The following is a 22,129-nucleotide window of genomic DNA, read 5'->3' on the forward strand; positions in this document are numbered from 1 at the left end:
CCTTGGAAGGCGCCGCCTGAAACCCGGCGGCGCCTTTTCATATGCCGAGCCGGTCCCGCACGCGGCCCGCGATCACGGCGGTCGTCACGCCGATCGGCCAGAATGCGTGCATCGGGATCGGCTTGATGCCCGTGATCGGCATGTCGATCTCGGCCTTGGCGCCGCCGATCAGGCGGCGGGCGAGCTGCGCGCCCATCGCGGTCGAGAGCGCAACGCCGCGGCCGTTGCAGCCGAGCGAGATCAAAATGCTCTCGGCGGGCTCGTGCACGTGGGGATAATGGTCCTTGGTGATGGCGAGCCGGCTGTTCCAGCCGTGGGTCCAGGCAACGCCCTTGAGCTGCGGCCAGAGCCGCTCCGCATAACGCATGAGATAGGCGACGTCATGCGGCGACTTGATCCAGCGCATCGGGCCGCGTCCGCCCATCAACAGACGGTTCTGCTGGTCGATGCGATAGTAGACGGTGATGTGGCCGCTCTCGTAGAGCACCGGGCGCGTCGGCATGATGGAGCGTGCAACGTCGTCCGGCAGCGGCGCAGTGGCGGCGATCGAGGAAAACACCGGCACGATGGTGCGGCGGAGCGCGGGCCAGAGATCGTCGGTGAAGCCGTTGGTCGCAAGCAGCACTTTCTCCGCATGCACGACCGCGCGCGGCGTCTCGATGCGCCAGCGCGTGCCGTCGCGGCGTAGCGACAATGCCGGCGTCTCGCCATGGACCTTCGCGCCCGCGGAGATCGCGGCGCGCGCAAGGCCACGGGCGTAGCTCAGGGGATGCAGATCGCCGCCGCGGGTATCGAGCATGGCGCCGATGTAGCGGTCGGTGCCGGTCATCTCGCGGAGCTGCTCGCGGTTCAGATAGGTCACCGGCATGCCGCGGCGGATGCATTGCTGCGCGGTCTTCTCGATCGCGGCGGCGCTGGTCTCATTGTAAGCCGCGCGCAGCGTGCCGTTCTGCCGCGCCTCGCAGGGAATCTGGTATCGACGGATCAGGTCATGCGTGAAATTGGTCGTGCCGTAGGAGAACTCGATCATGCGGCGGCCGAGCTCCGCGCCGAAATCGGCCTCGATCTGATCGGGGTCGTGCTTCAATCCGGGATTGGTGTGGCCACCATTGTTGCCGGATGCGCCCCATCCCGGCTCCTGCGCCTCCAGCACCAGCGCCTCGACGCCTTGCTCGGCCAAATGCAGCGCGGTCGATAGGCCGGTGTAGCCGCCGCCGACGATCGCGACGGAGACGCTCTTGTCGACATCGAGCGGCGGCGTGGCAACCGGCGCCACGGCGGTGTCGGCATAGAGCGAGGGCGGCAAAGGCAGGCGCGTCATGGCGAAGACCGGTCAGAGCGGGTGCAGCACGCGGCGCAAGAAGTCCTGCGTGCGCGGGTGCTGGGGCTGGTTGAGCAGCGCCTTGGCCGGCCCCTGCTCGACGATGACGCCACCGTCGATGAACAGCACGCGGTCGGCGACATCGCGGGCAAAGCCCATCTCGTGGGTGACGACGACCATGGTCATGCCGTCGTCGGCGAGCTTGCGCATGACGCCGAGGACGTCGCCGACCAGCTCGGGATCGAGCGCCGAGGTCGGCTCGTCGAATAGGATCGCCTTGGGCTGCATCGCGAGCGCGCGCGCAATGGCGACGCGCTGCTGCTGGCCGCCGGAGAGCTGCGGCGGATGCGCGTCGGCCTTCTCGGCAAGCCCGACCTGGGCGAGCAGCGCGCGGCCGCGCTCGAGCACCCGGGCTCGCGGCTCCTTCTTCACGAAGAGCGGCCCCTCAATCACGTTCTCCAGCGCCGTCCGATGCGGGAACAGGTTGAAGCGTTGGAACACCATCGAGACTTGGGTGCGGATGTTCACGATCGACGGCGCATCGCGATCAACCTTCAAGCCTTCGACGCTGATCTCGCCGCGGTCATAGCTCTCCAGCCCGTTGATACAGCGCAGGATGGTCGACTTGCCGGAGCCGGAGGGTCCGATGATGCAGACCACCTCGCCCTTTTGCACCGACGCATTGATGCCCTTGAGCACCTCGACCTTGCCAAAGCTCTTGTGGACGTCGTTCAGCTCGATCATCGCTTGCCGGCCCGCTTCTCGAAGTGACGGACCAGCAGGATCAGCGGAATGCTCATGGTGAGATACATCAGCGCAACCAGGGTGAACACGCTGGTGTTCTTGAAGGTCGAGGACGCGATCAGCTTGCCCTGCAATGCGAGCTCGGCCACCGTGATGGTGGAGGCCTGCGAGGAATCTTTCAGCATCATGATCATGACGTTGCCGTAGGGCGGCAGCACGATGCGCACCGCCTGCGGCAGCACCACGCGGCGCATGGTGAGCCACCAGCCCATGCCGATCGACTGCGCCGCCTCGATCTGGCCCCTGTCGATCGCCTCGATGCCGGCGCGGAAATTCTCCGCCTGATAGGCCGAATAGGCGATGCCAAGCCCGAGGATCGCGGCCTGCAAGGCCGATAGCGTAACGCCGAGATCGGGCATCACGAAGTAAAGGTAGAACAACAGCACGATGATCGGGATGCCGCGGATCACATTGATCAGGCTGGCGCTGAGCATCGACAGCGCCTTGATGCCGGAGACCCGCATCATCGCCCAGACGAGGCCGAGCACCGTCGAGAGCAGCAGCGAACCGATCGTGACGACGATCGTCAGCGCGACGCCGTTCATCAGGATCGGGAAGAACTCGACGGCGTCGCGCCAGAAGCCTTTCATCGGGCAGCCTTCATCGATCAGACGCTGACGATCAACCCTGTGCCTTCAGGCCCCATTTATCCAGGATCTTGTCGATGGTGCCGTTGGCTTTCAGTTTCGCCAGCGAGGCGTTGATCTTGCCGAGCAGCGCGGTCTCGCCCTTGCGAACGCCGATGCCGACCGAGCCGACCGTGACCGGCTTGTAGCCGTCGACCAGGCGCACCTCGGGGAAGCCGCCCTGCTTCAGATTGTAGGCGAGGATCGGATAGTCGGCGTAGCCGGCCTTGAGGCGGCCGGTGTTCACGTCGCGCAGGATGTCCGGGATGGTGTCGTAGGCCTTCACCTCGGCGAACAGACCGGTTTTCTTCAGCGCGTCGACGAAGGCGGTGCCGACCTGGGCGCCGACCGTCTCGCCCTTGAGATCGTCCTGCGTGGCGTAAGCCTTGGTGTCGGTCTTCGGCACCACGAGGCCCTCGCCGTAGGTGTAGATCGGGTCGGAGAAGTCGACGACCTCCTTGCGCGGCGGCGTGATGAACATCGCAGCGGCAATGATGTCGATCTTGCTCGAGGTCAGCGAGGGGATCAGCGCCGAGAACTGCATCGGCTCGATCTGCACATTGAAGCCGGCATCCTTGCCGACCTCGGTGATGAGGTCGACCATGATGCCCTGGATGGTGTTGGTCTTGGTGTCGAGGAAGGTGAAGGGAATGCCCGTCGGCGTCGAGCCGACCTTCAGCACCTGTTGCGCCGAAGCCGGCACTGCTGTGGCAATGGCGAGCACCGCAACTGCGGCCTGAACAAAACGCTTCATCGCATCCCCCTTTGGGTCTGGCCGTGACGGCGCTCGCGCATGTCGTGATCAGACGTTGCGGGCCGAGCCGTTTCGGCCTATTTTCACCAATATGAAAATTTGGTCACACTTTCGCGGACGATGCAAGCGGTTTTCATGCACATGAAGGAAGCGGTCTGACGTGAGCGGTGGCAAAAGAATGCGCAAACCGGCCGCCGCAAAGCCGGCCAGGAAGGTGAAAGCCAAAGCTAAGCCGACCGAGCCGGCGATGGACGTCGCGGTCGGCCGCCGCATCAGGGATCTCAGGCGGGTCAGGCAATTCTCGCTGGAGACGGTTGCGGCGCGCACGGAGCTGTCGATCGGCTTCCTCAGCCAGATCGAGCGCGGGCTGTCGTCGCCGTCGCTGCGCGTGCTGGCAACGCTCGCCGACGTGCTCGGCGTCGGCATCGCCGCGCTGTTCGGTGCGAGCCCGAGCGCCGACGGCGGATCCGACCAGGTGGTGACGCGCGGCTTGCAACGGCCGGAGCTGAAGCTCTGGCGCACGGGCGTTTCGAAACAATTGCTGAGTCCGGCCAGCGCCGACAACAAGCTCAATCTGTTCCTGGTGCATCTGGAGCCCGGCGGCTCCACCGGCGATGAGCTCTACACCCATGACGGCGAAGAAGCCGGCCTCGTGCTCGAAGGCGAGATGATGCTGACGGTGGACAGCGAGACGTGGTCGCTGAAGACGGGCGACAGTTTTAGATTTGCGAGCCGAAGGCCACACCGGTTTTCGAACCCGGCGCAGGATGCGAAAGCCGTGGTGCTGTGGGTAAATTGCGTGACGGGGGCGTAAACCTCCCTCCTTCCTCACACACTCTCAATCCGTCATCCTGAGGTGCGAGGCGTGGGACGCAACGCGTCCCACGGGGAGCCTCGAAGGATGCACGGCCCCGATGGAGCCGGGCCGTCGCCCTTCGAGGCTCGCCGCACGGCGCGTTGCGCCGCGCAGCTCACACCTCAGGGTGACGGTGATAGATAAAGGGCGCGCTGCCTCTGCATCGTCATTGCGAGCGCAGCGAAGCAATCCAGACTGTCTCCGCGGAGGGATACTGGATTGCTTCGCTACGCTCGCAATGACGAAAAGGATAGAGCTTTACCCAAACCGGTGCTTGTACCGCTCCACGGTCAGCGCACTCACGTCGATCTCCGGCTTCTTGCCCGACAGCATGTCCGCGAGCACGCGCCCCGAGCCGCAGGACATGGTCCAGCCGAGCGTGCCGTGGCCGGTGTTGAGGTGGAGGTTGGCGTAGTGGGTCGGGCCGATCACGGGCGGGCCGTCCGGCGTCATCGGACGCAGGCCGCTCCAGAACGTCGCCTTGGCGAGATCGCCGCCGCGCGGGAAGAGGTCGGTCAAGGAATGATCGAGCGTGGCGCGGCGGGCATCGTAGAGCTTGTCCGAATAGCCCGAGATTTCGGCGGTGCCGCCGACCCGGATGCGATTGCCGAGGCGGGTGATCGCGACCTTGTAGCTCTCGTCCATCACGGTCGATTCCGGCGCACCGGAGGCGTCCTTGATCGGCACCGTGATCGAATAGCCCTTCACCGGATAGACCGGCAGCGAAATGCCGAGCGGCGCCACCAGCCGCGGCGACCAGCTGCCGAGCGCGAGCACGTAAGCGTCCGCCTGCAACAGGCCGGCGCTGGTCGCGACACCGCTGACCCGCGCGCCGTCGGTGACGATGCGATCGATGCCGGTGTTGAACATGAAGCGCACGCCGAGCGCCTGGGCATGCTTGGCGAGCGCCTGCGTGAACATGTGGCAGTCGCCGGTCTCGTCCTGCGGCAGGCGGAGCCCGCCGATGAACTTCTCCTTCACGCTGCCGAGCGCCGGCTCGACCGCGATGCAGCCCTCGCGGTTCAGCAGCTCGAAAGGAACGCCGTATTGCTTGAGCACGGCGATGTCCTCGGCCGTGCCGTCGAGCTGGGCCTGCTGCCGAAAAAGCTGCAGCGTGCCTTGCGAGCGCTCGTCATACTGGATGCCGATGTCGCGGCGCAGATCGCGCAAGGCATCGCGGCTGTATTCCGCGATCGGAATCATCCGGCTCTTGTTGACCGCGTAGCGTTCGCTGGTGCAGTTGCGCAGCATCTTGAGCAGCCAGACCCACATCACCGGATCGAGCTTCGGCCGGATCACCAGCGGGCCGTGTTTCATCAACAGCCACTTGACCGCCTTCACCGGCACGCCGGGACCGGCCCAGGGGGAGGAATAGCCGGGCGACACCTCGCCGGCATTGGCGAAAGAGGTCTCCAGGGCCGGCTCCGGCTGACGGTCGACGACCGTCACCTCATGACCGGCACGAGCGAGGTAATAGGCAGAGGTGACACCGATGACACCGCTGCCGAGGATCAGAACTTTCACGCTTCGTCAAACTCCCGCGGCATCGCGCTCGCCGCTGCCAGGAAACAAACTCGCAACGGCGAGAGCAATTATCAGGCCACCCGCTTGATGGCGTCACCCAGGATCGACACGATGTCGTCGATGTGGCTCTTCTCGACGATGAGCGGGGGCGACAGCGCAAAGGAGTCGCCGCTCATGCGGAAGTACAGCCCGCGATTGAAGCAGTCGACCATCACGTCGTAGCCACGCGCACCGACCGCACCGTCACGCGGCGACAGCTCGACCGCACCCATCAAGCCGCAATTGCGGATGTCGATGACGTTGGGCAGGCCCTTCAGCGAGTGCAGCGCATCGCGCCAATATTCGGCGATCGAGGCACCGCGCGTCAGCAAGCCCTCGTCCTTGTAGATGTCGAGCGTCGCGATGCCCGCGGCGCAGGCGGTCGGATGCGCCGAATAGGTGTAGCCGTGGAACAGCTCCATGACGTTTTCCGGGCCGATCATCATGGCGTCGTGCACCTTGCGATGCGCGAACACCGCGCCGCAGGGAATGGTGCCGTTGGTGATGCCCTTGGCCGTCGTCATCATATCAGGCGTGACGCCGAAGAAATTGGCGGCGAACGGCGTGCCGAGGCGGCCGAAGCCGGTGATGACCTCGTCGAAGATCAGGAGAATGCCGTGCTTGTCGCAGATCTCGCGCAGACGCTGGAGATAGCCCTTCGGCGGCGGCAGCACCGCGGTCGAACCCGGCACCGGCTCGACGATGACGGCGGCGATCGTCTCGGCGCCGTGCAGGGCCACCAGCCGCTCGAGATCGTCGGCGAGCTCGGCGCCATGCTCCGGCTGGTCCTTGGCGAAGGCGTTGCGGGTGAGATCGTGGGTGTGGCGGATGTGGTCGACGCCCGGCAGCAGGGTTGCGAAGGCGCGGCGGTTGGCGACCATGCCGCCGACCGAGGTGCCGCCGAAGCCGACGCCGTGATAGCCGCGCTCACGGCCGATCAAGCGGGTGCGGCTCGCCTGGCCGTTGGCGCGGTGATAGGCGAGCGCGATCTTCAGCGCGGTATCGACCGACTCCGAGCCGGAATTGGTGAAGAAGATGCGGTCGAGGCCCTTCGGCGCGATCTCGGCGAGCCGCTCGGCGAAGTCGAAGGCCAGCGGATGGCCCATCTGGAACGAGGGCGCGAAGTCCAGCGTCATCAGCTGCCGCTCGACGGCGGCAGCGATCTGCTTGCGGCCGTGGCCGGCATTGACGCACCACAGGCCGGCGGAGCCGTCGATCACCTTGCGGCCCTCGACGGTGGTGTAGTGCATGCCCTCGGCCGAGGAGAACAGGCGCGGCGCCTTCTTGAACTGCCGGTTGGCCGTGAACGGCATCCAGAACGAGTCGGTCTTGATAGTGTTCGGAATCTGATGAAGGGTCACGGCCGCGCTCCTTTGCTGACCCTCTAGCAGAGCCACGGCTTCGAAACCGCAACAAGTCCTTTTCTGGCGACCTGCAAACCATTGATTTGACTGGGGCTGCCGGTCCATATTTGCGCGATCCGCAACACCTGCAACACGGGATTTGGGCATGAGCGTCGACATCGGTGGACGGCTGCGATTCATCCGGGCGCGCCACAAGCTGTCGCAGCGCGAGCTCGCCAAGCGCGCCGGGGTCACCAATTCGACGATCTCGCTGATCGAATCCAACCAGATGAACCCCTCGGTCGGCGCGCTCAAACGCATCCTCGACGGCATCCCGATGGGGCTCGCGGAGTTCTTCGCGCTGGAGCCGGAGTCCAGGCGCAAGATCTTCTACCGGGCCGAGGAACTCACCGAGGTCGGCAAGAAGCCGATCTCGTATCGCCAAGTCGGCGACAATCTGTTCGGCCGCAGCCTGCAGATCCTGAAGGAGCGTTACGAGCCCGGCAGCGACACCGGACGTGTGCATCTCGTCCATGACGGCGAGGAAGGCGGCATCGTGATATCCGGCAAGCTCGAAGTCACCGTCGAGGACGAGCGCCGCATCCTCAACCCGGGCGATGCCTACTACTTCGAGAGCCGCCGCCCACATCGCTTCCGATGCGTCGGCGGCAAGCCGTGCGAGGTGATCTCGGCCTGCACGCCACCGACGTTCTGACGCGCGTCAGCGTTATCCGGGATCCTACGGAGCCACCGGTTTCTTACGGGGCTTGAGTCATCTCAATTTCCGCGGGCCACACCGCTATATATTGCGAGCCGTAGCCGAGCAGCCCTGGCGTAGAGGTGCTGAGGTTATGGCCCCGGACACGTGAGAATTCCTTGGGCACTCCGGGGCCGCTTCGTAACAGGGCTCGCAGATGAAGATCACGCTCGCCAATGCAGAAGCGGCGCTCGACGAAGTCCAGCGCGATGCCGACAAGCTCCACTCGCGCGAGCTGCGCAAGGCCATCGCCGATTACATCGAGATGCAGCGCGAGGCGCTCAGGGCGCTGCGCAAGAAGCTGCATTAGCAAGACGCGGCGGAGCGAGAAGATCTCGCCCCGCCTTCTGCCTCAACGCTGCGTCAGCAGCTCCTCGATCCGGATCGGGAAGCGGCGGACACGCACGCCGGTCGCGTGCCAGACGGCGTTGGCAACCGCGCCGGCACTGCCGGTGATGCCGATCTCGCCGACACCCTTGATGCCGAGCGCATTCACATGCGGATCGTGTTCCTCGACCGTGATCACGTCGAGCGGCGGCACGTCGGCATTCACGGGGATATGGTACTCGCCCAGATTGGCATTCATGATCCGCCCGCTGCGGCGGTCGGTGATGGCCTCCTCGTGCAGCGCGAAGGACATGCCCCAGATCATGCCGCCGAACAGCTGGCTCTGCACCATGCGGGGATTGACGATACGCCCGGCAGCGAAAGCGCCGACCATGCGGGTGACGCGGACCTGGCCGAGATCGGGATCGACCTTCACCTCCGCGAACACCGCGCCGTGGGCGTGCATGGCATATTGCTCCATCGCCGCAGGGTTCGGCGCGCCGGTGCCGCGGGCTTCGACCTCGGCGACGCCCGCACGCGCCAGAATCTCAGCGTAGCTCTCGCTGCGACTCTCGTCGTCGCGACGGATCAGCCTGCCGTCCCGCGCAATCACGCCGGCATTGCCCGCACCGAACAGCGGCGAGCGTTCATCGTTCGTGGCGAGATCGACGAGCTCAGCGATCACGGCCGCGCCGGCGCTGTGGATCGCAGCGCCTGCAGTTGCCGTGTGCGCCGAGCCGCCCGCGATGCCGGCATCGGGCAGATCGGACGTGCCGGACTTGAACTCGACGCGGTCGATATCGAGCCCGAGCTCGTCCGCCGCGATCTGCGCCAGCGCCGTCCAGGCGCCCTGCCCCATGTCGTGGGCACCGATCTCCATGGCGCCGGAGCCGTCGCGCCGAAGTACCGCGCGCGCTTCGGCCTGGAACATCAGCGCCGGGAAGGTCGCGGTGCCCATGCCCCAGCCGAGCAGGAGGCCGGCATCGTCGCGCATCTGCCGCGGCTGAAGCGGACGCTTGGCCCAGCCGAAGCGTGCCGCGCCCTGCTCGTAGCAGGCCCGCAGCGCCTTGGAGGAGAAAGGTCTTCCCGTCATCGGCTCGACCTCGGCGTAGTTCTTGAGGCGGAAGGCGAGCGGATCCATGCCGCAGGCCCAGGCCATCTCGTCGATCGCACTCTCGAGCGCGATCGAGCCAGTCGCCTCGCCCGGCGCGCGCATGAACAGCGGCGTGCCAGTGTTGACGCGCACGGCATCGTGCGAGCTGCGGATCGCGGGCGCCGCATACAGCGTGTGCGAAGCATCGGCCGCGGGCTCGTAGAAATCATCGAACGTGCTCGACACCGTTCTGGCGTGATGATCGAGCGCAGTCAGACGTCCCTCGCCGTCGGCGCCGATGCGCAGGCGCTGGCGCGTCGGCGCGCGATGGCCGACCGGGCCGTACATCTGCTCGCGGCGCAGCACGAGCTTCACGGGCCTGTCGACCAGCTTGGCGGCCATGATGCCGAGGGTCGGCGGGCCGGCCATCAGTCCCTTGGAGCCGAAGCCGCCGCCGAGAAACGGACTGCGGATGTGGATCCTGTCGTGCGTGATGCCGAACAGTTCGGCGATGCGCGCCAAAGACAGCATCAAGCCCTGGGTCGGCATGTCGACCGACAGATTGTCGCCGTCCCAGCTGGCGACGATGGCATGCGGCTCCATCGCGTTGTGATATTGAGGAGGCGTCTCGTAAACCGCCTCGATCTGCTTCTCGGCCGAGGCAAGGCCCGCCTCGACATCGCCGTGGTGATGCTCCGCGGGATTGCCGACACCGACGACCGGCGGCACGAAGCTTTCGCCGGCATCGAGGCCGACCAGCGCCGGCAGCACCTCATAGCGCGGCGCCAGCAGCGCCGCGCCTTCCGTCGCGGCCTCCAGCGTCTCAGCGATCACAACGGCGATCGGCTGATTGGCGTAGCGGACCTCATTGCTCTGCAACACCTCCATCCGGAACACGAACGGATTGGTCTTGATGTCTGGGTCGATCGCGAGCGGTGGCTTGTGGTCGGGCGTCATGACGTCGACCACGCCGGGATGGCGCTTGGCCGCAGCAACATCAAGCGAGACTACGCGGCCGTGCGAAATGCTGGAGACGGCCATCACCGCAAACAGCATGCCGGGCGGATGATTGTCGGCGGCGTAGGTCGCCCGCCCCGTGACCTTGAGGATGCCGTCACGGCGGGTCAGCGGCCGGCCGATATTCGAGCCGTGCCGCAGATGGGCGGGCGCGCTGGTGAGGTTGAGCTCAGGCATGGATGGCTCCGGAGATCGAGGCAAAGGGAGAGGCCGGCAGTGCCGGCAGGCGCGCGGGCGTGCCGGCGGCGGCGAGCAGCAGCGCGCGCACGACGATGCGGCGCGCGAGCTCGATCTTGAAGGCGTTGTCGCCGGACGGTTTTGCGTCGGCGAGCGCGCGCCAGGCCGCCTCCTGGAACGCATCGGCCGTGGGCGCAACATTCCTCAGCACGTCCTCTGCGGCGCGGGCGCGCCAGGGCTTTGCGGAGACGCCACCGAGTGCAAGCCGCGCCTCCGCGATCCTGCCGTTCTCGATGCGCAGCGCAGCGGCGGCCGAGACCACAGCGAAAGCGTAGGAGGTGCGCTCGCGAACCTTGAGGTAGCGCGCATGCGCGGCAAAGCCGCGCGCGGCGGGCGGCAGGCGCACCGCGACGATGAGATCGCCGGGCTCGAGCGCGGACTCGCGCTCGGGCGCATTGCCCGGCAGGCGATGCAGCTCGTCGAGCGCGATCTCGCGCCGGCCGTTCCTGCCCTCGATCTCCACGACCCCGTCGAGCGCGACCAGGGGCACGCAGAAGTCGGACGGATGCGTGGCGATGCAGCTCTCGCTCCAGCCGAGCACGGCATGGCTGCGGTTCTCGCCGTCGCGGGCGTCGCAGCCGGAGCCGGGCTCGCGCTTGTTGCAGCGACTGGCGGTGTCGTAGAAATACGCACAGCGTGTCCGCTGCAAGAGGTTGCCGCCGACGGTCGCGGCATTGCGCAATTGAGCCGACGCTCCGGAGAGCAGCGCTTCGGCGACGGCTGGATACGCCTTTGCAAAATCCGCGTCATGCGCGAGATCGGCATTGCTCACCAGCGCACCGATGCGCAACGACCCGTCGGCGAGCGTCTCGATTTGATCGAGGCCATCGAGATGCGTGACATCGACGAGACGATCCGGCCGGCTGACGCCGCCTTTCATCAGGTCGAGCAGATTGGTGCCGGCGGCGAGATAGACCGCGCCCGGGTGGGCCGCGGCAGCAACGGCTTCAGTGACCGTCGCCGGCCTGACATATTCGAACTGTTTCATGCAGAGCGCCTCTGATTGGTTTCGTCCATGCCGGCCTGCGCTTCCAGCACCGCATCGACGATGCCGGCGTAAGCGCCGCAGCGGCAGAGATTGCCGCTCATGCATTCGCGGATGCGTTCGGGATCGTTGCCGGCCTGCGCCTCACTCATCATGCCGATGGCGCTCATGATCTGGCCGGGCGTGCAGAAGCCGCACTGCAAGCCGTCATGGGCGATGAAGGCGGCCTGCACGGGATGCAGCTGATCGCCGCGTGCGACGCCTTCGATGGTGAGGATGTCGGCGCCGTCGTGGCTGATGGCGAGCGCGAGACAGGAGTTGATGCGCTTGCCGTCGACGAGAATGGTGCAGGCGCCGCACTGGCCGCGGTCACATCCCTTCTTGGTTCCGGTCAGATGGAGGCGCTCACGCAGGAGATCGAGCAGCGTGACGCGCGGATCGTCGAGGACGAAGTCGCGCCGCGCACCGTTCACGGTGAGGCTGATGGAGTGGTTCATACAAGGCTCCGATCAGATGTGGGCATGAGTGATCGCGCGGCGCGCCACCGCCGTGGCCGCCGTCGATTGCGCGCCGTCCGAACACGATGTAGCCGGCGCTCGAGCGAAGATACGGAGGCACCCTCCGTTTAACAAGGCCCGCCTGGAAATATTTGGAATTCGTCAAAAGCCCGTGCGTCACCAACGCGATGCAGCCGCTTACGGGTTCGACGAGGGTTCAATCTAACCAATTCGTGATCTACATTGTGCGCCATGGACGACCACAGCGACCAGACCCGCAAGCCCCGCGCCGATGCCGTGCGCAATCGCGAGCGCGTGCTCGAAGCGGCGAAGGTGGTGTTCAGCGCGGGCGGGTCGGAGGCGAGCCTGGAAGCCGTGGCGAAGCGGGCCGGCGTCGGCATCGGCACGCTCTACCGGCATTTTCCGACGCGCGAGGATCTGTTCGAGGCAGTGTACCGGCGCGAGGTCGAGCAGCTCAGCGAGCTCGCGGAGCAGTTGAAGAACGCCAAGGACCCCGTGGACGCGCTGCGTCGCTGGTTGCGCTCCAACGTCGAATTCGTCGCCACCAAGAAAGGCATGTCGGCCGCGCTGGCGCTGACCTTCCAGAGCTCGTCGGAGCTCGCGGCGTTCTCGATGGACCGGCTGACCAAGGCGATCGGCTCGCTGCTCGACCGCGCGGTCGCGGCCGGCCAGATGCGCGCCGATATCAGCCCGGAGGACCTGCTCAGGGCGCTCGTCGGCATGTGCTACATGCACGACCAACCCGGCTGGCAGTCCTCGGTGCTGCGGATGCTCGACGTGTTCGTCGACGGACTGCGGGTGCAGCCGCCCAGCAAGGTCAAGGCGCGCTCGTCCAAGACGACGAAGCCGGCGACGAAGCGAAAGCACTAGCGGCGTGTACGCATAAAAAGAAATGTCGGCTCCTGAGGGCAGAGCGAAAATCTGCTGATCGGCCGGAGCATTGCGGCTTGTGACCCAGAGCAATGCGGACGCGGACGGGCTCGCCGAATGCCTTAATGGTGCAGTGCCGCGACGATCAATCTTGAGCTGCAGCTACCGATTGCAGTTAAATTCTGCCGATCTGTGATTTTCACTGATCAAGGAAACTGGGGATTGTCATGAAAGCAATAACGGGACTGCTTTTTGCACTTCTTTTGTCCGCGCCCGCGAACGGGCAGGATTCTCCGTTTCGCAAGGAGCTAAAGCGAGCGGATCTCTCAGGCACCAACATGGAGGTCATTACAAGCATCTCCGAGATTAAGCCGGGCGACACCTCGGCCCTCCACATCCATCATGGTGAGGAGTCGTTCTATGTCTTAGAGGGCGGCACAATCGAACTTCCCGATGGAAAACAAGTGCCGTTCCCGACCGGCATCGCTGCGATCAACGTCCGCGATGTGCCGCATGGCGCATTTAAGGTGGTCGGCGATAAAACAGTAAAGCTGCTCACGGTGCACATCGTGGACAAGGGCAAGCCGCTCTACGACAAGCCTGCTGCGAAATAGAATGGCTGCAAGAGAGAGATCATTTCCGTTTGGCGGTCTGTCAACTATCCGAGCGAAAGTGATCGGGAGCAATCTCCGGTTCTGGCCCGTTACTGACCTTCCCTCTTGGCCGCGGACGGTCGGCTTCCGAGGGCAGAGCGGAACGCCGCGGCGGAGCTGCCGAGGGCAGCCTTTGACTGGTTCCTGACCTTGTCACGCCGCGTGCCGACCGTCAGCCCTTAACCCGTAGCTGACATAGATGGGAAGTGAGCAAGGACCGTGAAGATGAGCACACCCAACAACAGAAAGACGGCCGCCCAAAACAATGTGCCGATGAGGACTTCAACGAACGGATTTGATTTTATGCCCCAAGAGGACAGGACTTTTCGGCCTGTGCTTTCGAACACACCTTCGATCAACCCTTCGATCAAAACGCCAATTATGCGCAGGATGATTTCGGCCATCGGCACTAAACAGGGTAGCGCCATTTCAACGCGCGGCGCAGGAAAAGCAAAGCCACAACGATCGCGAGGGCGGCGAGCCAGAGCAAAGCTGGAACGGGCGACTGATTGTATATGTGGGCAATGTGCAACACGAGGCCCAACAGGACAGCAACCAGCGCGTTCGACACCCAATACAAGGGTGAGCGCCCAATTCCCGTTGCTGCGAGTTCAGCAGCTCGTTCGCGTGCTTTTGCTGAGCGCCACCAACAAAAGCCAAGAAATGCAAGGCCGATGAGCCAGTCCATTCCAGCACAATCAATTGGATCTGCGTCGTTCGTCTTCGAACGGCGGACGACTGAGATGCCTCGTGAGGCGCCCTTCATTGCCCCACCGGTAGCGCTTGGCGAACGGAACGTACAGAAGGCAGGCTAAGCCTAACGCTATCAGTACCATAATCAGGTTGAGGCCGAGGAACACGTAGATGCTGGACGTGCCCCCGACGACGAGGACGAGCATAAGGGTCGAACGAATGCTGAAAGGCGACATGCCCGCTAAAGTAGCACGAGGACGCTCGTAGCTGGCAGCTCTCTGACGATTAGGGTTTGCAGACCATTAAGTCAGCTTCTGGACCCATTGCGGGCCTTCGACCGGCCGATCAAGATGACGGACTTTCTGAGCTTGAGCAGGACCTCGATGGCGGTCGCTATCAATATACGAGCGGATAACGCTTCCGCGGGCGAGATCGAACGACTGTGGGACCAAGTTGCGGCTTTTGAGGACGAGCCGTCGATGCGCGCCCTGGCTTACCGGCCACATTTCACATTCGCGGTCTACGATTCGCCTGCAATCGACGAGAAGACCGCGTGGGAAGCAATGCTCCGCGCAACTGCCGGCGGAACACAGCTGTCCATCGCTTTCAGGCGGATTAGGTGGTTCGTAGGCCCGCCTCTCGTGCTATGGGCTGAGCCTGAAGCGAGCTCAACCCTTGGAACGTGGCACGCATCAATCAGCGCGGCCATCAACCCGGCCCATTGCCGACCTCATTATCGACCCGGCGCTTGGACACCCCATTGCACTCTTGGCACACGCATCGCCGATGGAAAGAGCAAGGACGCCATCGCCTTTGCGCAGTCATTCGACCGACGCATTGAAGTTGTTTTCGACGTGGTCGATTGCGTCATCTTTCCACCGGTGCGCGTCCTTGCGCAGCGGGAACTGCCGAAGGACGCTCCATAAGCCAGTGATTGTCTGTCTCGCCCAATGGTCGCGAACCCGTGACGCTTATTCTGATGGCCCATCGGCGACCTTCAGACGATGTCTGCCGCTTGTGCCGCCGTTGAGGGATGAGCGGGCATCTGGAGCACCCACCAAGCGCGTGATTTCTGAGTACACGCCCTTGGCGTCGCAGATGTGCTAGGATCACCTCCGCCGGGATCTCAACGCGGAGCCTGTCATGCGCATCGCAGCCTTGCTGGTCGCTCTCATCGTTGCCTGTCATCACGCAGCGTTTGCCGGCGATGTCGCGACGGCCCAAAGCGTCATCCGCGCCCAGGAGCAGGCCTTCGTTCGCGACGATGCGGCGGCGGCCTATTCCTACGCTGCCCCGGCGATCAAGGAGATCTTTCCCGCACCCGACATCTTCATGTCCATGGTGCAGAACGGCTACGCGCCGGTCTATCGTCACAGGAGTTTTGAATTCGGCGAGAGCAAGACCGATGGCGGCTGGATCGCCCAGCGCGTCCATATCATCGATGCCAACGGCGAGGCCTGGGAGGCGCTCTACACGCTCGAGCAGCAGAGCGACGGCAGCTACAAGATCACCGGTTGCTCGCTGCTGAAGGCGGGACAGGCCGTTTAAAGCATGATCCGAAAAAGGGTGTAGCGGTTTTCCGAAAAGATCATGCTCAAACTTTAGGTCGCAAAACCCGGGCCGGCCTTGACCGAGCCCATCCGCGCGCGGATCAAGAGCAGCACGACGATGCCGATGTTCAGCGCATTCCACGCCACGCCATTGGCGAACGCCGCGGCATACGAGCCGGTGGCATCGAAGATGACGCCGGACACCCAGCCGCCGAAGGACATGCCGAACACGGACGCAAAGATCACGATGCCGACACGGGTTGCAGCTTCGCTCGCCGGCATCGCCTCGCGCACGATGATGGCGTAGCTCGGCACGATGCCGCCCTGGAACAGGCCGAACATCGCGGAGATCAGATACAGCGAGGTCAGGCTGTCGAAGAACAGATAGAACACCAGCGCAAAGCCCTGCGCCAGCGATCCCACCAGCAGCGTGCGGATGCCGCCGATCTTGTCGGCGAGATAGCCGGAGCCGATCCGGCTGACGATGCCGCAGCCCATCATCAAGGACAGCATCTCGGCGCCGCGCGCGACGCCATAACCGAGATCGCCGCAATAGGCGACGATGTGCACCTGCGGCATCGCCATCGCCACGCAGCAGGAGATGCTGGCGATCGAGAGCAGCACCGTCAGCGTATTCGTCGAGAGCCTCAGATCGACCCGCGGCGGCGGTGCATTGGCATGATCGCGGATATGGTCGTTGCCCATCTGCGCGCGCAGGATCAGCACGAGCACCGCCATCAGGCCAGCGCAGACGATGCCGATGCCGATATGGGTATAGCGCCAGCCGATCTCCTGCGTGCCCCAGCTCACGATCGGCGGCCACATCGTGCCCGCGACATAATTGCCGCTGGCGACGATGGTGACGGCCAACCCGCGATAGCGCTCGAACCAGTGCGAGGCTTCGGCCATCAGCGGCGCGAAGGTCGCGGAGGTGCCGAGCCCGATGAGGAAATAGGCGGCCACGAACTGCCAGAGCTGGCCCGACAGGCCCGCGAGCACGTTGGCAATTCCGAGGAAGGCGATGCTGATCGCCATCGCCGGCACGATGCCGAATCGGTCGGTGATCTTGCCGGCGATCACGCCGCCAAGCCCGAAGCCGAACATCATCAGGGTGAAAGCCAGCGACACCGCACCGCGCGTGGCACCGAATTCGGCCTGCACCACGGGAATCACGACCACGACCGCCCACATGCCGACAGCGCCGATCGAGCCGATCACGAGGGCAATGACGAGCCGCACCCAGGCCTGACGGGAGTCAGGGGTAAAGGAGGCTGGGGTTTGCCCTGGATGGTTTGGCGCGTGCACGGGCAGGACCATGTTCGCGGACCGCCGCATGGTCAACCAGCGTGCCGCGATATTGGGCATGCGCGGTGCACTGCGGTAATAAGTTCTTGGCGAATGCGTCTTTTGCCATTAGTTTGCAACAAGCGCGTGCAACATTGCCCGCGCGAGGAGCATATCGGCGGGATGTTGCTGCGGTTGACACGATCGATGCGGATCAGGGTGGGGCGAATCATCGCCCTCGCCTATCTGTTCTGCGTGCTCGCGCCGGCCGCAAGCCTGGCTTGGGGCAGTGCTCCGGCGCCTTGCCTCGGTGACGAGGCTGATCTCGTTCCGGTGCATCATCACATGGCTGCGAGCCATGGCGATGTTCCGCACGAGCATGTGGGAACTGATTCCCAGACCGCCGCGAAGGACGCACCTGCTCCGAATCATCACGGCGGCAAGGGAACGGTGGGCCCGTGCTGTGCAATGATGTGCGTCAGCGCGCTGCCGGCCGATCTGCCCAGCGTCGCCACACCGGTCCAGCCGACGTCGACCTGCGCGCCCGAGATCGTGCCCAGCCTGCACAGCGCCGCGCCGCCCCAGCACTACCGCCCCCCCATCGCCTGATCTGACGCGACGATTTCGGGCCGAGCGCGCTTTTGCGCGCGCGAACCTGTGGTCTCCAGATCAAGGACTAGTCATGTTTACGCTTTCCGGGGCGAAGTCCGCCGCACCTGCGGTGGGTGGACGACATTTTCGATTCGATTGGCTGCTGCTCGCCTTTGCCGCGCTGGCGCTGTCCGGCTGCATGCCGGCAACGACACAGATCGCCAGCGCCGACCCCGCCGATCCGGCGGCGGCGAAGGTGGCGCGCATCGGCTATCGCTCGACCATCGCACCTTATACCAGCCTGCGGCCTGCAACGCCGGCGCCGTGGCGCGGCCGCAACGATGCGGTGACGCCGCAGCCGAAGCAGGACAGGTAGGAGCGCGCCATGACACGCCATCTTGCGCGAGGCCTGCTCGTCCTCACGGCGCTCAGCCTTTCCGGCTGTGCCGCCTTCTCGCCCGACAGCGGCATGACTGGTGTCTCGGATCTGACCAGCCAAGCCATCAACAAGGACGTCGCCTTTGTGCGAACGGCCGAGGGCGCCGGCGCGGTCGACGCGCGCGTTCGCCAGTTGCTGTCGCGGACGCTCAGCGCAGACAGCGCCGTGCAAATCGCGCTGCTCAACAACAAGGGGCTGCAGGCCGCCTATAACGAGCTGGCGCTGGCCGAGACCGATCTCGTCGAGCAGAGCCTGCCGCCCAATCCGGTGTTCGCGGTCTCGCGGATTACAGGGAATGGCGCCAGCGAGATCGAGCGCCAGGTGGTCGGCGACATCCTCGCGCTCGCCACCCTGCCGTTCCGCTCCGACATCGCCCGCGAACGTTTTCGGCAGGCCCAATTGCGTGCGGCCCTGGCGACGCTGCGGCTCGCCGCCGACGTCCGCCGCGCCTATGTCCGCACTGTCGCCGGCAACGAGATGGTGGTGCTGCTGACCGACGCCAAGGCGACGGCGGAATCGACCGCACAGCTCGCGGTCAAGCTCGGCGAGACCGGTTCGCTCAACAAGCTCGACCAGGCCCGCGAGCAGGTGTTTTACGCCGAGACCACCGCCGACCTCGCCACCGCACGACAGACGGCAGCGAGCGCGCGCGAGAGGCTGGCGCGCCTGATGGGGCTGTGGGACGACGGTCTCGACTTCCGCCTGCCCAACGCCTTGCCGCCGCTGCCGCGCCGGCCGCTCGCCCTGCCCACGATCGAGGCCGATGCGGTGGCGCATCGCATCGACTTGCAGATCGCGCGGCTGGAGCTGACCGCGCTGGCGAAGGCGCTGAACCTCACCGAGGCGACGCGTTTCGTGACGCTGCTCGATCTCGCCGGCATCTCGCGCCGCACCCAGGATCCGGAAGGGCCGCCGTTCCGCGAGCGCGGCTTCGACGTGCAATTCCAGATCCCGATCTTCGACGGCGGCGAGGTGCGCGTGCGCCAGGCCGCCGAGACTTACAACTTTGCCTTCAACCGCCTGACCGAGCGCGCCGTCAACGTGCGCTCCGAGGCGCGCGATGCCTACCGCGTCTATCGCTCCAGCTACGACATCGCCGGCCACTACCAGCGCGAGATCATCCCCTTACGAAAAATCATCACCGAGGAGATGCAGCTGCGCTTCTCCAGCATGCAGGTCGATATCTTCGCGCTGCTCACCGAAGCGCGGCAGCGCCTCGCGGCTCTGCGCGGCGCCATCGACGCCAGGCAGAGATTCTTCCTCGCCCAGGCCGATTTGCAGACCGCCGTCAACGGCGGCGGCGCGCCGGCGGCCGTCAGCGACAATCCAACTACCATCGCCGCGGCAGCACCTGCCGATGGCGGCGGCCACTGAGATGGAGGCCAAGATGTTTTCGCGCCGAGGATTTCTAGGCACAGCCGCGCTTGCCGGCGCGTCGGCTATTCAAGGCCGCGTGCAGGCCGCTTCGATTCCGGAAGCGCCCACCATGGACAAGGTGGTGATGCAGCCGCCGCTGCATCCGACCAGCGGTCCCGACTATCGCCCCGTGGTCACGCTGAACGGCTGGTCGCTGCCGTTTCGCATGAACGGCGACTGGAAGGAATTCCACCTCGTCGCAGAACCGGTGGTGCGCGAGTTCGCCGAGGGCATGAAGGTGAATTTGTGGGGCTACAACGGGCAATCGCCGGGCCCGACCATCGAGGCCGTCGAGGGCGACAAGGTCCGCATCTTCGTCACCAACAGACTGCCCGAATACACCACCGTGCACTGGCACGGCATGATCATTCCGAGCGGCATGGACGGCGTCGGCGGATTGACCCAGCCGCACATCGAGCCGGGCAAGACCTTCGTCTACGAATTCGAGATGAAGAAGAGCGGAACCTTCATGTACCACCCGCATTCCGACGAGATGGTCCAGATGGCGATGGGCATGATGGGCATGGTCGTCGTGCACCCGCGCGATCCGAATTTCCGGCCCGTCGACCGCGACTTCGTCTTCGTGATGAGCACCTATCGCGTCGACCCCGGCACCTATCTGCCGCATGTCAACGAGATGACCGATTTCAACATGTGGACCTGGAATGCCCGGGTCTTTCCCGGCATCGATCCGCTGCCGGTCAGGCTCGGCGACAAGGTGCGCGTGCGCATCGGCAATCTCAGCATGACCAACCATCCGATCCATTTGCATGGTCACAGCTTTGCGGTGACCTGCACCGACGGCGGCTGGATTCAGGAGAGCGCGCAGATCCCGGAGACGACCACCGACGTCCCGGTCGGCGCTGTCAGGGTGTTCGACGTGCTCGCCGACAATCCCGGCGACTGGGCGTTCCATTGCCACAAGTCACACCACACCATGAACGCGATGGGACACGATGTGCGCAACCTGATCGGCGTGTCGCGCAAGGATCTCGCCAAAGCCGTCGGCAAGCTCGCGCCCGACGGCATGGCCATGGGCTCGACCGGCATGGCGATGGGCAACATGGAGATGCCCACGCCCGACAACACGCTGCCGATGATGACCGGCACCGGCCAGTTCGGGGCGATCGAGATGGGCGGCATGTTCACCGTGATGAAGATCCGCGAAGACCTCGCGCGCGACGATTACCGCGACCCCGGTCCGTACAAATTCCCGCAAGGCACCGTCGCCTACGAAGTGGCCGCACCCGCCTCGGAGCCGGCGCGGCACAAATCCGGCAGTCCGCCGATGAAGCACAAGATGTGAGCGTTTCGATGAACCACCAACTGGAGACCACGATGAAGACCACGATCAAGCTCGGCCTCGCGCTGGCTGCACTTTCGAGTGCGCCGGCCGTTGCTCACGACAAGCACGGGCACGGAAACTATTCGGCCGGCGAGCCCGGCGATCCCCGGAAGCCCGCACGCACCATCGAGATTCTGATGAACGAGATGGACTACACGCCCGCAAAAATCGAGGTGAAGCGCGGCGAGCAGATCCGCTTCGTGCTGCGCAACATCGGCAAGGAAGACCACGAATTCCTGCTGGCCACGACCAAGGAGAACCTCGCGCATGCGGATCAGATGAAGAAGCATCCGCACATGGAGCACGACGATCCCAACGCGGTGCGGCTTGCACCAAAAAAGACGGCCGAGATCCTCTGGAAGTTCAGCAAGCCCGGCACCTTCGAATATTCGTGCCTCATTCCCGACCATCGCGAGTACGGCATGGTCGGCCAAGTCACCGTGAAGTAACGCGAAAGGAGATCCACATGAACCGCATCATCCGTATCACTGCCGCGCTGGCGCTGACCGTCGGCCTTGCGACTGCAACCCTCGCGGCCGAGGGTGCCGCGATCAGCGGCGAGGTCAAGAAGATCGACGAAGGCGCCGGCAAGATCACGCTCAAGCACGGACCGGCCAAGAGCCTCGGCATGGAGGAGCCGATGACCATGGTCTATCGCGTCAAGGACGCGGCGATGCTCAAGCAGGTGAAGGTCGGCGACAAGGTGACCTTCGAAGCCGAGGAGGCGGCGTCGGGCTACACGGTGACCAAGATGCAGAAGGCGAAGTAGGGAGCGGCCTCCCTCAGCCGTCATTCCGGGGCGCGCCCCCTTGGCGCGAGCTATGATGCGCAATTGCGCATCAGAGAATCCATCCACCCACCAACTCCGCCGCACGATGGATTCCGGGTTCGCCCTCCGGGCGCCCCGGAATGACACCACGGGATCCGAAACACCCCGGACCGCCCCCTTCCCTCCCCCTCCGTTAACCCTTTGCTAACCATACACCGGGCAAAAATTGCCAGGTGAAGTCGAGTGTCGTCGGCCGCGTTTAGAACGGGAGAGCCCCCGTGGACGCCAGTGCGGTGCCTCACTTTCGGAACGGCGGCC

The 22,129-nt window shown here is 64.8% G+C and carries 25 protein-coding genes; 13 read left to right on the plus strand and 12 right to left on the minus strand.

Annotated features, from left to right (window positions below; genetic code table 11):
* Nucleotides 1-37: 37 nt before the first annotated feature.
* The 4 genes from ACVIIV_RS36150 to ACVIIV_RS36165 are packed head-to-tail and all read right to left on the minus strand — an operon-like array spanning nt 38 to nt 3,505.
* Nucleotides 38-1,321 carry an NAD(P)/FAD-dependent oxidoreductase gene (locus ACVIIV_RS36150; protein ID WP_456748466.1) on the minus strand — a complete coding sequence of 428 codons (1,284 nt, stop codon included), beginning with the start codon at nt 1,319-1,321 and terminating at the stop codon, nt 38-40.
* 12 nt (nt 1,322-1,333) lie between these two features.
* Nucleotides 1,334-2,065 (minus strand): amino acid ABC transporter ATP-binding protein, encoded by a 732-nt coding sequence (locus ACVIIV_RS36155; protein WP_456748467.1) that lies wholly within the window; start codon nt 2,063-2,065, stop codon nt 1,334-1,336.
* A complete protein-coding gene (locus tag ACVIIV_RS36160) occupies nt 2,062-2,715 on the minus strand; it encodes an amino acid ABC transporter permease (RefSeq protein WP_456748468.1) in 654 nt (217 codons plus the stop codon). Before ACVIIV_RS36160 ends, ACVIIV_RS36155 begins: the two co-directional genes overlap by 4 nt.
* Nucleotides 2,716-2,746: 31 nt before the next feature.
* Entirely contained in the window at nt 2,747-3,505 is a 759-nt protein-coding gene (locus ACVIIV_RS36165; RefSeq protein ID WP_456748469.1) for an ABC transporter substrate-binding protein, read from the minus strand.
* A gap of 178 nt (nt 3,506-3,683) precedes the next feature.
* On the opposite strand from ACVIIV_RS36165, the gene ACVIIV_RS36170 reads away from it, so the two are divergent.
* The gene (locus ACVIIV_RS36170; protein WP_456748470.1) at nt 3,684-4,319 is read left to right on the plus strand and encodes a helix-turn-helix domain-containing protein; all 636 of its coding nucleotides are present in this window, start codon (nt 3,684-3,686) and stop codon (nt 4,317-4,319) included.
* A 300-nt stretch (nt 4,320-4,619) separates the two neighbouring features.
* Here the strand turns inward: ACVIIV_RS36170 and ACVIIV_RS36175 are convergent, their stop codons facing one another.
* Nucleotides 4,620-5,885: a D-amino acid dehydrogenase gene (locus ACVIIV_RS36175; protein WP_456748471.1), complete on the minus strand. Its 1,266-nt coding sequence runs from the start codon at nt 5,883-5,885 to the stop codon at nt 4,620-4,622.
* 71 nt (nt 5,886-5,956) lie between these two features.
* Entirely contained in the window at nt 5,957-7,285 is a 1,329-nt protein-coding gene (locus tag ACVIIV_RS36180; protein ID WP_456748472.1) for an aminotransferase class III-fold pyridoxal phosphate-dependent enzyme, read from the minus strand.
* A gap of 148 nt (nt 7,286-7,433) precedes the next feature.
* Between ACVIIV_RS36180 and ACVIIV_RS36185 the strand changes: the two genes are divergently transcribed.
* Together ACVIIV_RS36185 and ACVIIV_RS36190 are read left to right on the plus strand one after the other, a co-directional pair.
* Nucleotides 7,434-7,982, plus strand: a complete 549-nt coding sequence (locus tag ACVIIV_RS36185) for a cupin domain-containing protein (RefSeq protein WP_018646206.1) — start codon at nt 7,434-7,436, stop codon at nt 7,980-7,982.
* A gap of 199 nt (nt 7,983-8,181) precedes the next feature.
* On the plus strand, nt 8,182-8,334 hold the full coding sequence (locus ACVIIV_RS36190) for a hypothetical protein (RefSeq protein WP_164937244.1): 153 nt from the start codon (nt 8,182-8,184) through the stop codon (nt 8,332-8,334).
* 42 nt (nt 8,335-8,376) lie between these two features.
* Here the strand turns inward: ACVIIV_RS36190 and ACVIIV_RS36195 are convergent, their stop codons facing one another.
* The 3 genes from ACVIIV_RS36195 to ACVIIV_RS36205 are packed head-to-tail and all read right to left on the minus strand — an operon-like array spanning nt 8,377 to nt 12,180.
* A complete protein-coding gene (locus ACVIIV_RS36195; RefSeq protein ID WP_456748473.1) occupies nt 8,377-10,638 on the minus strand; it encodes a xanthine dehydrogenase family protein molybdopterin-binding subunit in 2,262 nt (753 codons plus the stop codon).
* Entirely contained in the window at nt 10,631-11,686 is a 1,056-nt protein-coding gene (locus ACVIIV_RS36200; protein ID WP_456748474.1) for an FAD binding domain-containing protein, read from the minus strand. Before ACVIIV_RS36200 ends, ACVIIV_RS36195 begins: the two co-directional genes overlap by 8 nt.
* The gene (locus tag ACVIIV_RS36205) at nt 11,683-12,180 is read right to left on the minus strand and encodes a (2Fe-2S)-binding protein (protein ID WP_456748475.1); all 498 of its coding nucleotides are present in this window, start codon (nt 12,178-12,180) and stop codon (nt 11,683-11,685) included. The genes ACVIIV_RS36200 and ACVIIV_RS36205 overlap by 4 nt, the downstream gene beginning before the upstream one ends.
* Before the next feature lie 252 nt (nt 12,181-12,432).
* Between ACVIIV_RS36205 and ACVIIV_RS36210 the strand changes: the two genes are divergently transcribed.
* Nucleotides 12,433-13,071 carry a TetR/AcrR family transcriptional regulator gene (locus ACVIIV_RS36210; RefSeq protein ID WP_456748476.1) on the plus strand — a complete coding sequence of 213 codons (639 nt, stop codon included), beginning with the start codon at nt 12,433-12,435 and terminating at the stop codon, nt 13,069-13,071.
* A 227-nt stretch (nt 13,072-13,298) separates the two neighbouring features.
* Complete coding sequence (locus tag ACVIIV_RS36215; RefSeq protein ID WP_027571792.1) at nt 13,299-13,685, plus strand: cupin domain-containing protein; 387 nt, start codon at nt 13,299-13,301, stop codon at nt 13,683-13,685.
* 218 nt (nt 13,686-13,903) lie between these two features.
* On the opposite strand, the gene ACVIIV_RS36220 is transcribed toward ACVIIV_RS36215, so the two are convergent.
* Both ACVIIV_RS36220 and ACVIIV_RS36225 read right to left on the minus strand, forming a co-directional pair.
* The gene (locus tag ACVIIV_RS36220) at nt 13,904-14,128 is read right to left on the minus strand and encodes a hypothetical protein (RefSeq protein WP_456748477.1); all 225 of its coding nucleotides are present in this window, start codon (nt 14,126-14,128) and stop codon (nt 13,904-13,906) included.
* A 5-nt stretch (nt 14,129-14,133) separates the two neighbouring features.
* A complete protein-coding gene (locus ACVIIV_RS36225) occupies nt 14,134-14,412 on the minus strand; it encodes a hypothetical protein (RefSeq protein ID WP_456748478.1) in 279 nt (92 codons plus the stop codon).
* Nucleotides 14,413-14,767: 355 nt separating this feature from the next.
* Between ACVIIV_RS36225 and ACVIIV_RS36230 the strand changes: the two genes are divergently transcribed.
* A complete protein-coding gene (locus ACVIIV_RS36230) occupies nt 14,768-15,343 on the plus strand; it encodes a 2'-5' RNA ligase family protein (RefSeq protein ID WP_456748479.1) in 576 nt (191 codons plus the stop codon).
* A 217-nt stretch (nt 15,344-15,560) separates the two neighbouring features.
* On the plus strand, nt 15,561-15,965 hold the full coding sequence (locus ACVIIV_RS36235) for a DUF4864 domain-containing protein (RefSeq protein ID WP_456748480.1): 405 nt from the start codon (nt 15,561-15,563) through the stop codon (nt 15,963-15,965).
* A 53-nt stretch (nt 15,966-16,018) separates the two neighbouring features.
* Here ACVIIV_RS36235 and ACVIIV_RS36240 read toward each other — a convergent pair whose 3' ends face one another.
* Nucleotides 16,019-17,284, minus strand: coding sequence for an MFS transporter (locus ACVIIV_RS36240; protein ID WP_456748913.1), 1,266 nt, complete (start codon nt 17,282-17,284; stop codon nt 16,019-16,021).
* A gap of 174 nt (nt 17,285-17,458) precedes the next feature.
* On the opposite strand from ACVIIV_RS36240, the gene ACVIIV_RS36245 reads away from it, so the two are divergent.
* From ACVIIV_RS36245 to ACVIIV_RS36270, 6 genes are all read left to right on the plus strand, one after another.
* Complete coding sequence (locus ACVIIV_RS36245; RefSeq protein ID WP_456748481.1) at nt 17,459-17,860, plus strand: hypothetical protein; 402 nt, start codon at nt 17,459-17,461, stop codon at nt 17,858-17,860.
* A gap of 73 nt (nt 17,861-17,933) precedes the next feature.
* Nucleotides 17,934-18,218 carry a hypothetical protein gene (locus ACVIIV_RS36250; protein WP_456748482.1) on the plus strand — a complete coding sequence of 95 codons (285 nt, stop codon included), beginning with the start codon at nt 17,934-17,936 and terminating at the stop codon, nt 18,216-18,218.
* A gap of 9 nt (nt 18,219-18,227) precedes the next feature.
* The gene (locus ACVIIV_RS36255; RefSeq protein WP_456748483.1) at nt 18,228-19,655 is read left to right on the plus strand and encodes a TolC family protein; all 1,428 of its coding nucleotides are present in this window, start codon (nt 18,228-18,230) and stop codon (nt 19,653-19,655) included.
* Nucleotides 19,656-19,668: 13 nt separating this feature from the next.
* Complete coding sequence (locus tag ACVIIV_RS36260) at nt 19,669-21,003, plus strand: copper oxidase (RefSeq protein ID WP_456748484.1); 1,335 nt, start codon at nt 19,669-19,671, stop codon at nt 21,001-21,003.
* Nucleotides 21,004-21,035: 32 nt separating this feature from the next.
* The gene (locus ACVIIV_RS36265) at nt 21,036-21,491 is read left to right on the plus strand and encodes a cupredoxin domain-containing protein (RefSeq protein ID WP_456748914.1); all 456 of its coding nucleotides are present in this window, start codon (nt 21,036-21,038) and stop codon (nt 21,489-21,491) included.
* Nucleotides 21,492-21,508: 17 nt separating this feature from the next.
* Nucleotides 21,509-21,811, plus strand: a complete 303-nt coding sequence (locus tag ACVIIV_RS36270; protein ID WP_456748485.1) for a copper-binding protein — start codon at nt 21,509-21,511, stop codon at nt 21,809-21,811.
* The last annotated feature ends 318 nt before the right edge of the window (nt 21,812-22,129 follow it).

The organism is Bradyrhizobium sp. USDA 4354, from assembly GCF_054060315.1.

Excerpts from the sequence above, each read along its gene's own strand:
- ACVIIV_RS36150 (WP_456748466.1), bottom strand. The coding sequence starts at position 1,321 with ATGACGCGCCTGCCTTTGCCGCCCTCGCTCTATGCCGACACCGCCGTG.
- ACVIIV_RS36155 (WP_456748467.1), bottom strand. The coding sequence starts at position 2,065 with ATGATCGAGCTGAACGACGTCCACAAGAGCTTTGGCAAGGTCGAGGTG.
- ACVIIV_RS36160 (WP_456748468.1), bottom strand. The coding sequence starts at position 2,715 with ATGAAAGGCTTCTGGCGCGACGCCGTCGAGTTCTTCCCGATCCTGATG.
- ACVIIV_RS36165 (WP_456748469.1), bottom strand. The coding sequence starts at position 3,505 with ATGAAGCGTTTTGTTCAGGCCGCAGTTGCGGTGCTCGCCATTGCCACA.
- ACVIIV_RS36170 (WP_456748470.1), top strand. The coding sequence starts at position 3,684 with ATGCGCAAACCGGCCGCCGCAAAGCCGGCCAGGAAGGTGAAAGCCAAA.
- ACVIIV_RS36185 (WP_018646206.1), top strand. The coding sequence starts at position 7,434 with ATGAGCGTCGACATCGGTGGACGGCTGCGATTCATCCGGGCGCGCCAC.
- ACVIIV_RS36190 (WP_164937244.1), top strand. The coding sequence starts at position 8,182 with ATGAAGATCACGCTCGCCAATGCAGAAGCGGCGCTCGACGAAGTCCAG.
- ACVIIV_RS36195 (WP_456748473.1), bottom strand. The coding sequence starts at position 10,638 with ATGCCTGAGCTCAACCTCACCAGCGCGCCCGCCCATCTGCGGCACGGC.
- ACVIIV_RS36200 (WP_456748474.1), bottom strand. The coding sequence starts at position 11,686 with ATGAAACAGTTCGAATATGTCAGGCCGGCGACGGTCACTGAAGCCGTT.
- ACVIIV_RS36205 (WP_456748475.1), bottom strand. The coding sequence starts at position 12,180 with ATGAACCACTCCATCAGCCTCACCGTGAACGGTGCGCGGCGCGACTTC.
- ACVIIV_RS36210 (WP_456748476.1), top strand. The coding sequence starts at position 12,433 with ATGGACGACCACAGCGACCAGACCCGCAAGCCCCGCGCCGATGCCGTG.
- ACVIIV_RS36215 (WP_027571792.1), top strand. The coding sequence starts at position 13,299 with ATGAAAGCAATAACGGGACTGCTTTTTGCACTTCTTTTGTCCGCGCCC.
- ACVIIV_RS36220 (WP_456748477.1), bottom strand. The coding sequence starts at position 14,128 with ATGGCCGAAATCATCCTGCGCATAATTGGCGTTTTGATCGAAGGGTTG.
- ACVIIV_RS36225 (WP_456748478.1), bottom strand. The coding sequence starts at position 14,412 with ATGGACTGGCTCATCGGCCTTGCATTTCTTGGCTTTTGTTGGTGGCGC.
- ACVIIV_RS36230 (WP_456748479.1), top strand. The coding sequence starts at position 14,768 with ATGACGGACTTTCTGAGCTTGAGCAGGACCTCGATGGCGGTCGCTATC.
- ACVIIV_RS36235 (WP_456748480.1), top strand. The coding sequence starts at position 15,561 with ATGCGCATCGCAGCCTTGCTGGTCGCTCTCATCGTTGCCTGTCATCAC.
- ACVIIV_RS36240 (WP_456748913.1), bottom strand. The coding sequence starts at position 17,284 with ATGGTCCTGCCCGTGCACGCGCCAAACCATCCAGGGCAAACCCCAGCC.
- ACVIIV_RS36245 (WP_456748481.1), top strand. The coding sequence starts at position 17,459 with ATGCGGATCAGGGTGGGGCGAATCATCGCCCTCGCCTATCTGTTCTGC.
- ACVIIV_RS36250 (WP_456748482.1), top strand. The coding sequence starts at position 17,934 with ATGTTTACGCTTTCCGGGGCGAAGTCCGCCGCACCTGCGGTGGGTGGA.
- ACVIIV_RS36255 (WP_456748483.1), top strand. The coding sequence starts at position 18,228 with ATGACACGCCATCTTGCGCGAGGCCTGCTCGTCCTCACGGCGCTCAGC.
- ACVIIV_RS36260 (WP_456748484.1), top strand. The coding sequence starts at position 19,669 with ATGTTTTCGCGCCGAGGATTTCTAGGCACAGCCGCGCTTGCCGGCGCG.
- ACVIIV_RS36265 (WP_456748914.1), top strand. The coding sequence starts at position 21,036 with ATGAAGACCACGATCAAGCTCGGCCTCGCGCTGGCTGCACTTTCGAGT.
- ACVIIV_RS36270 (WP_456748485.1), top strand. The coding sequence starts at position 21,509 with ATGAACCGCATCATCCGTATCACTGCCGCGCTGGCGCTGACCGTCGGC.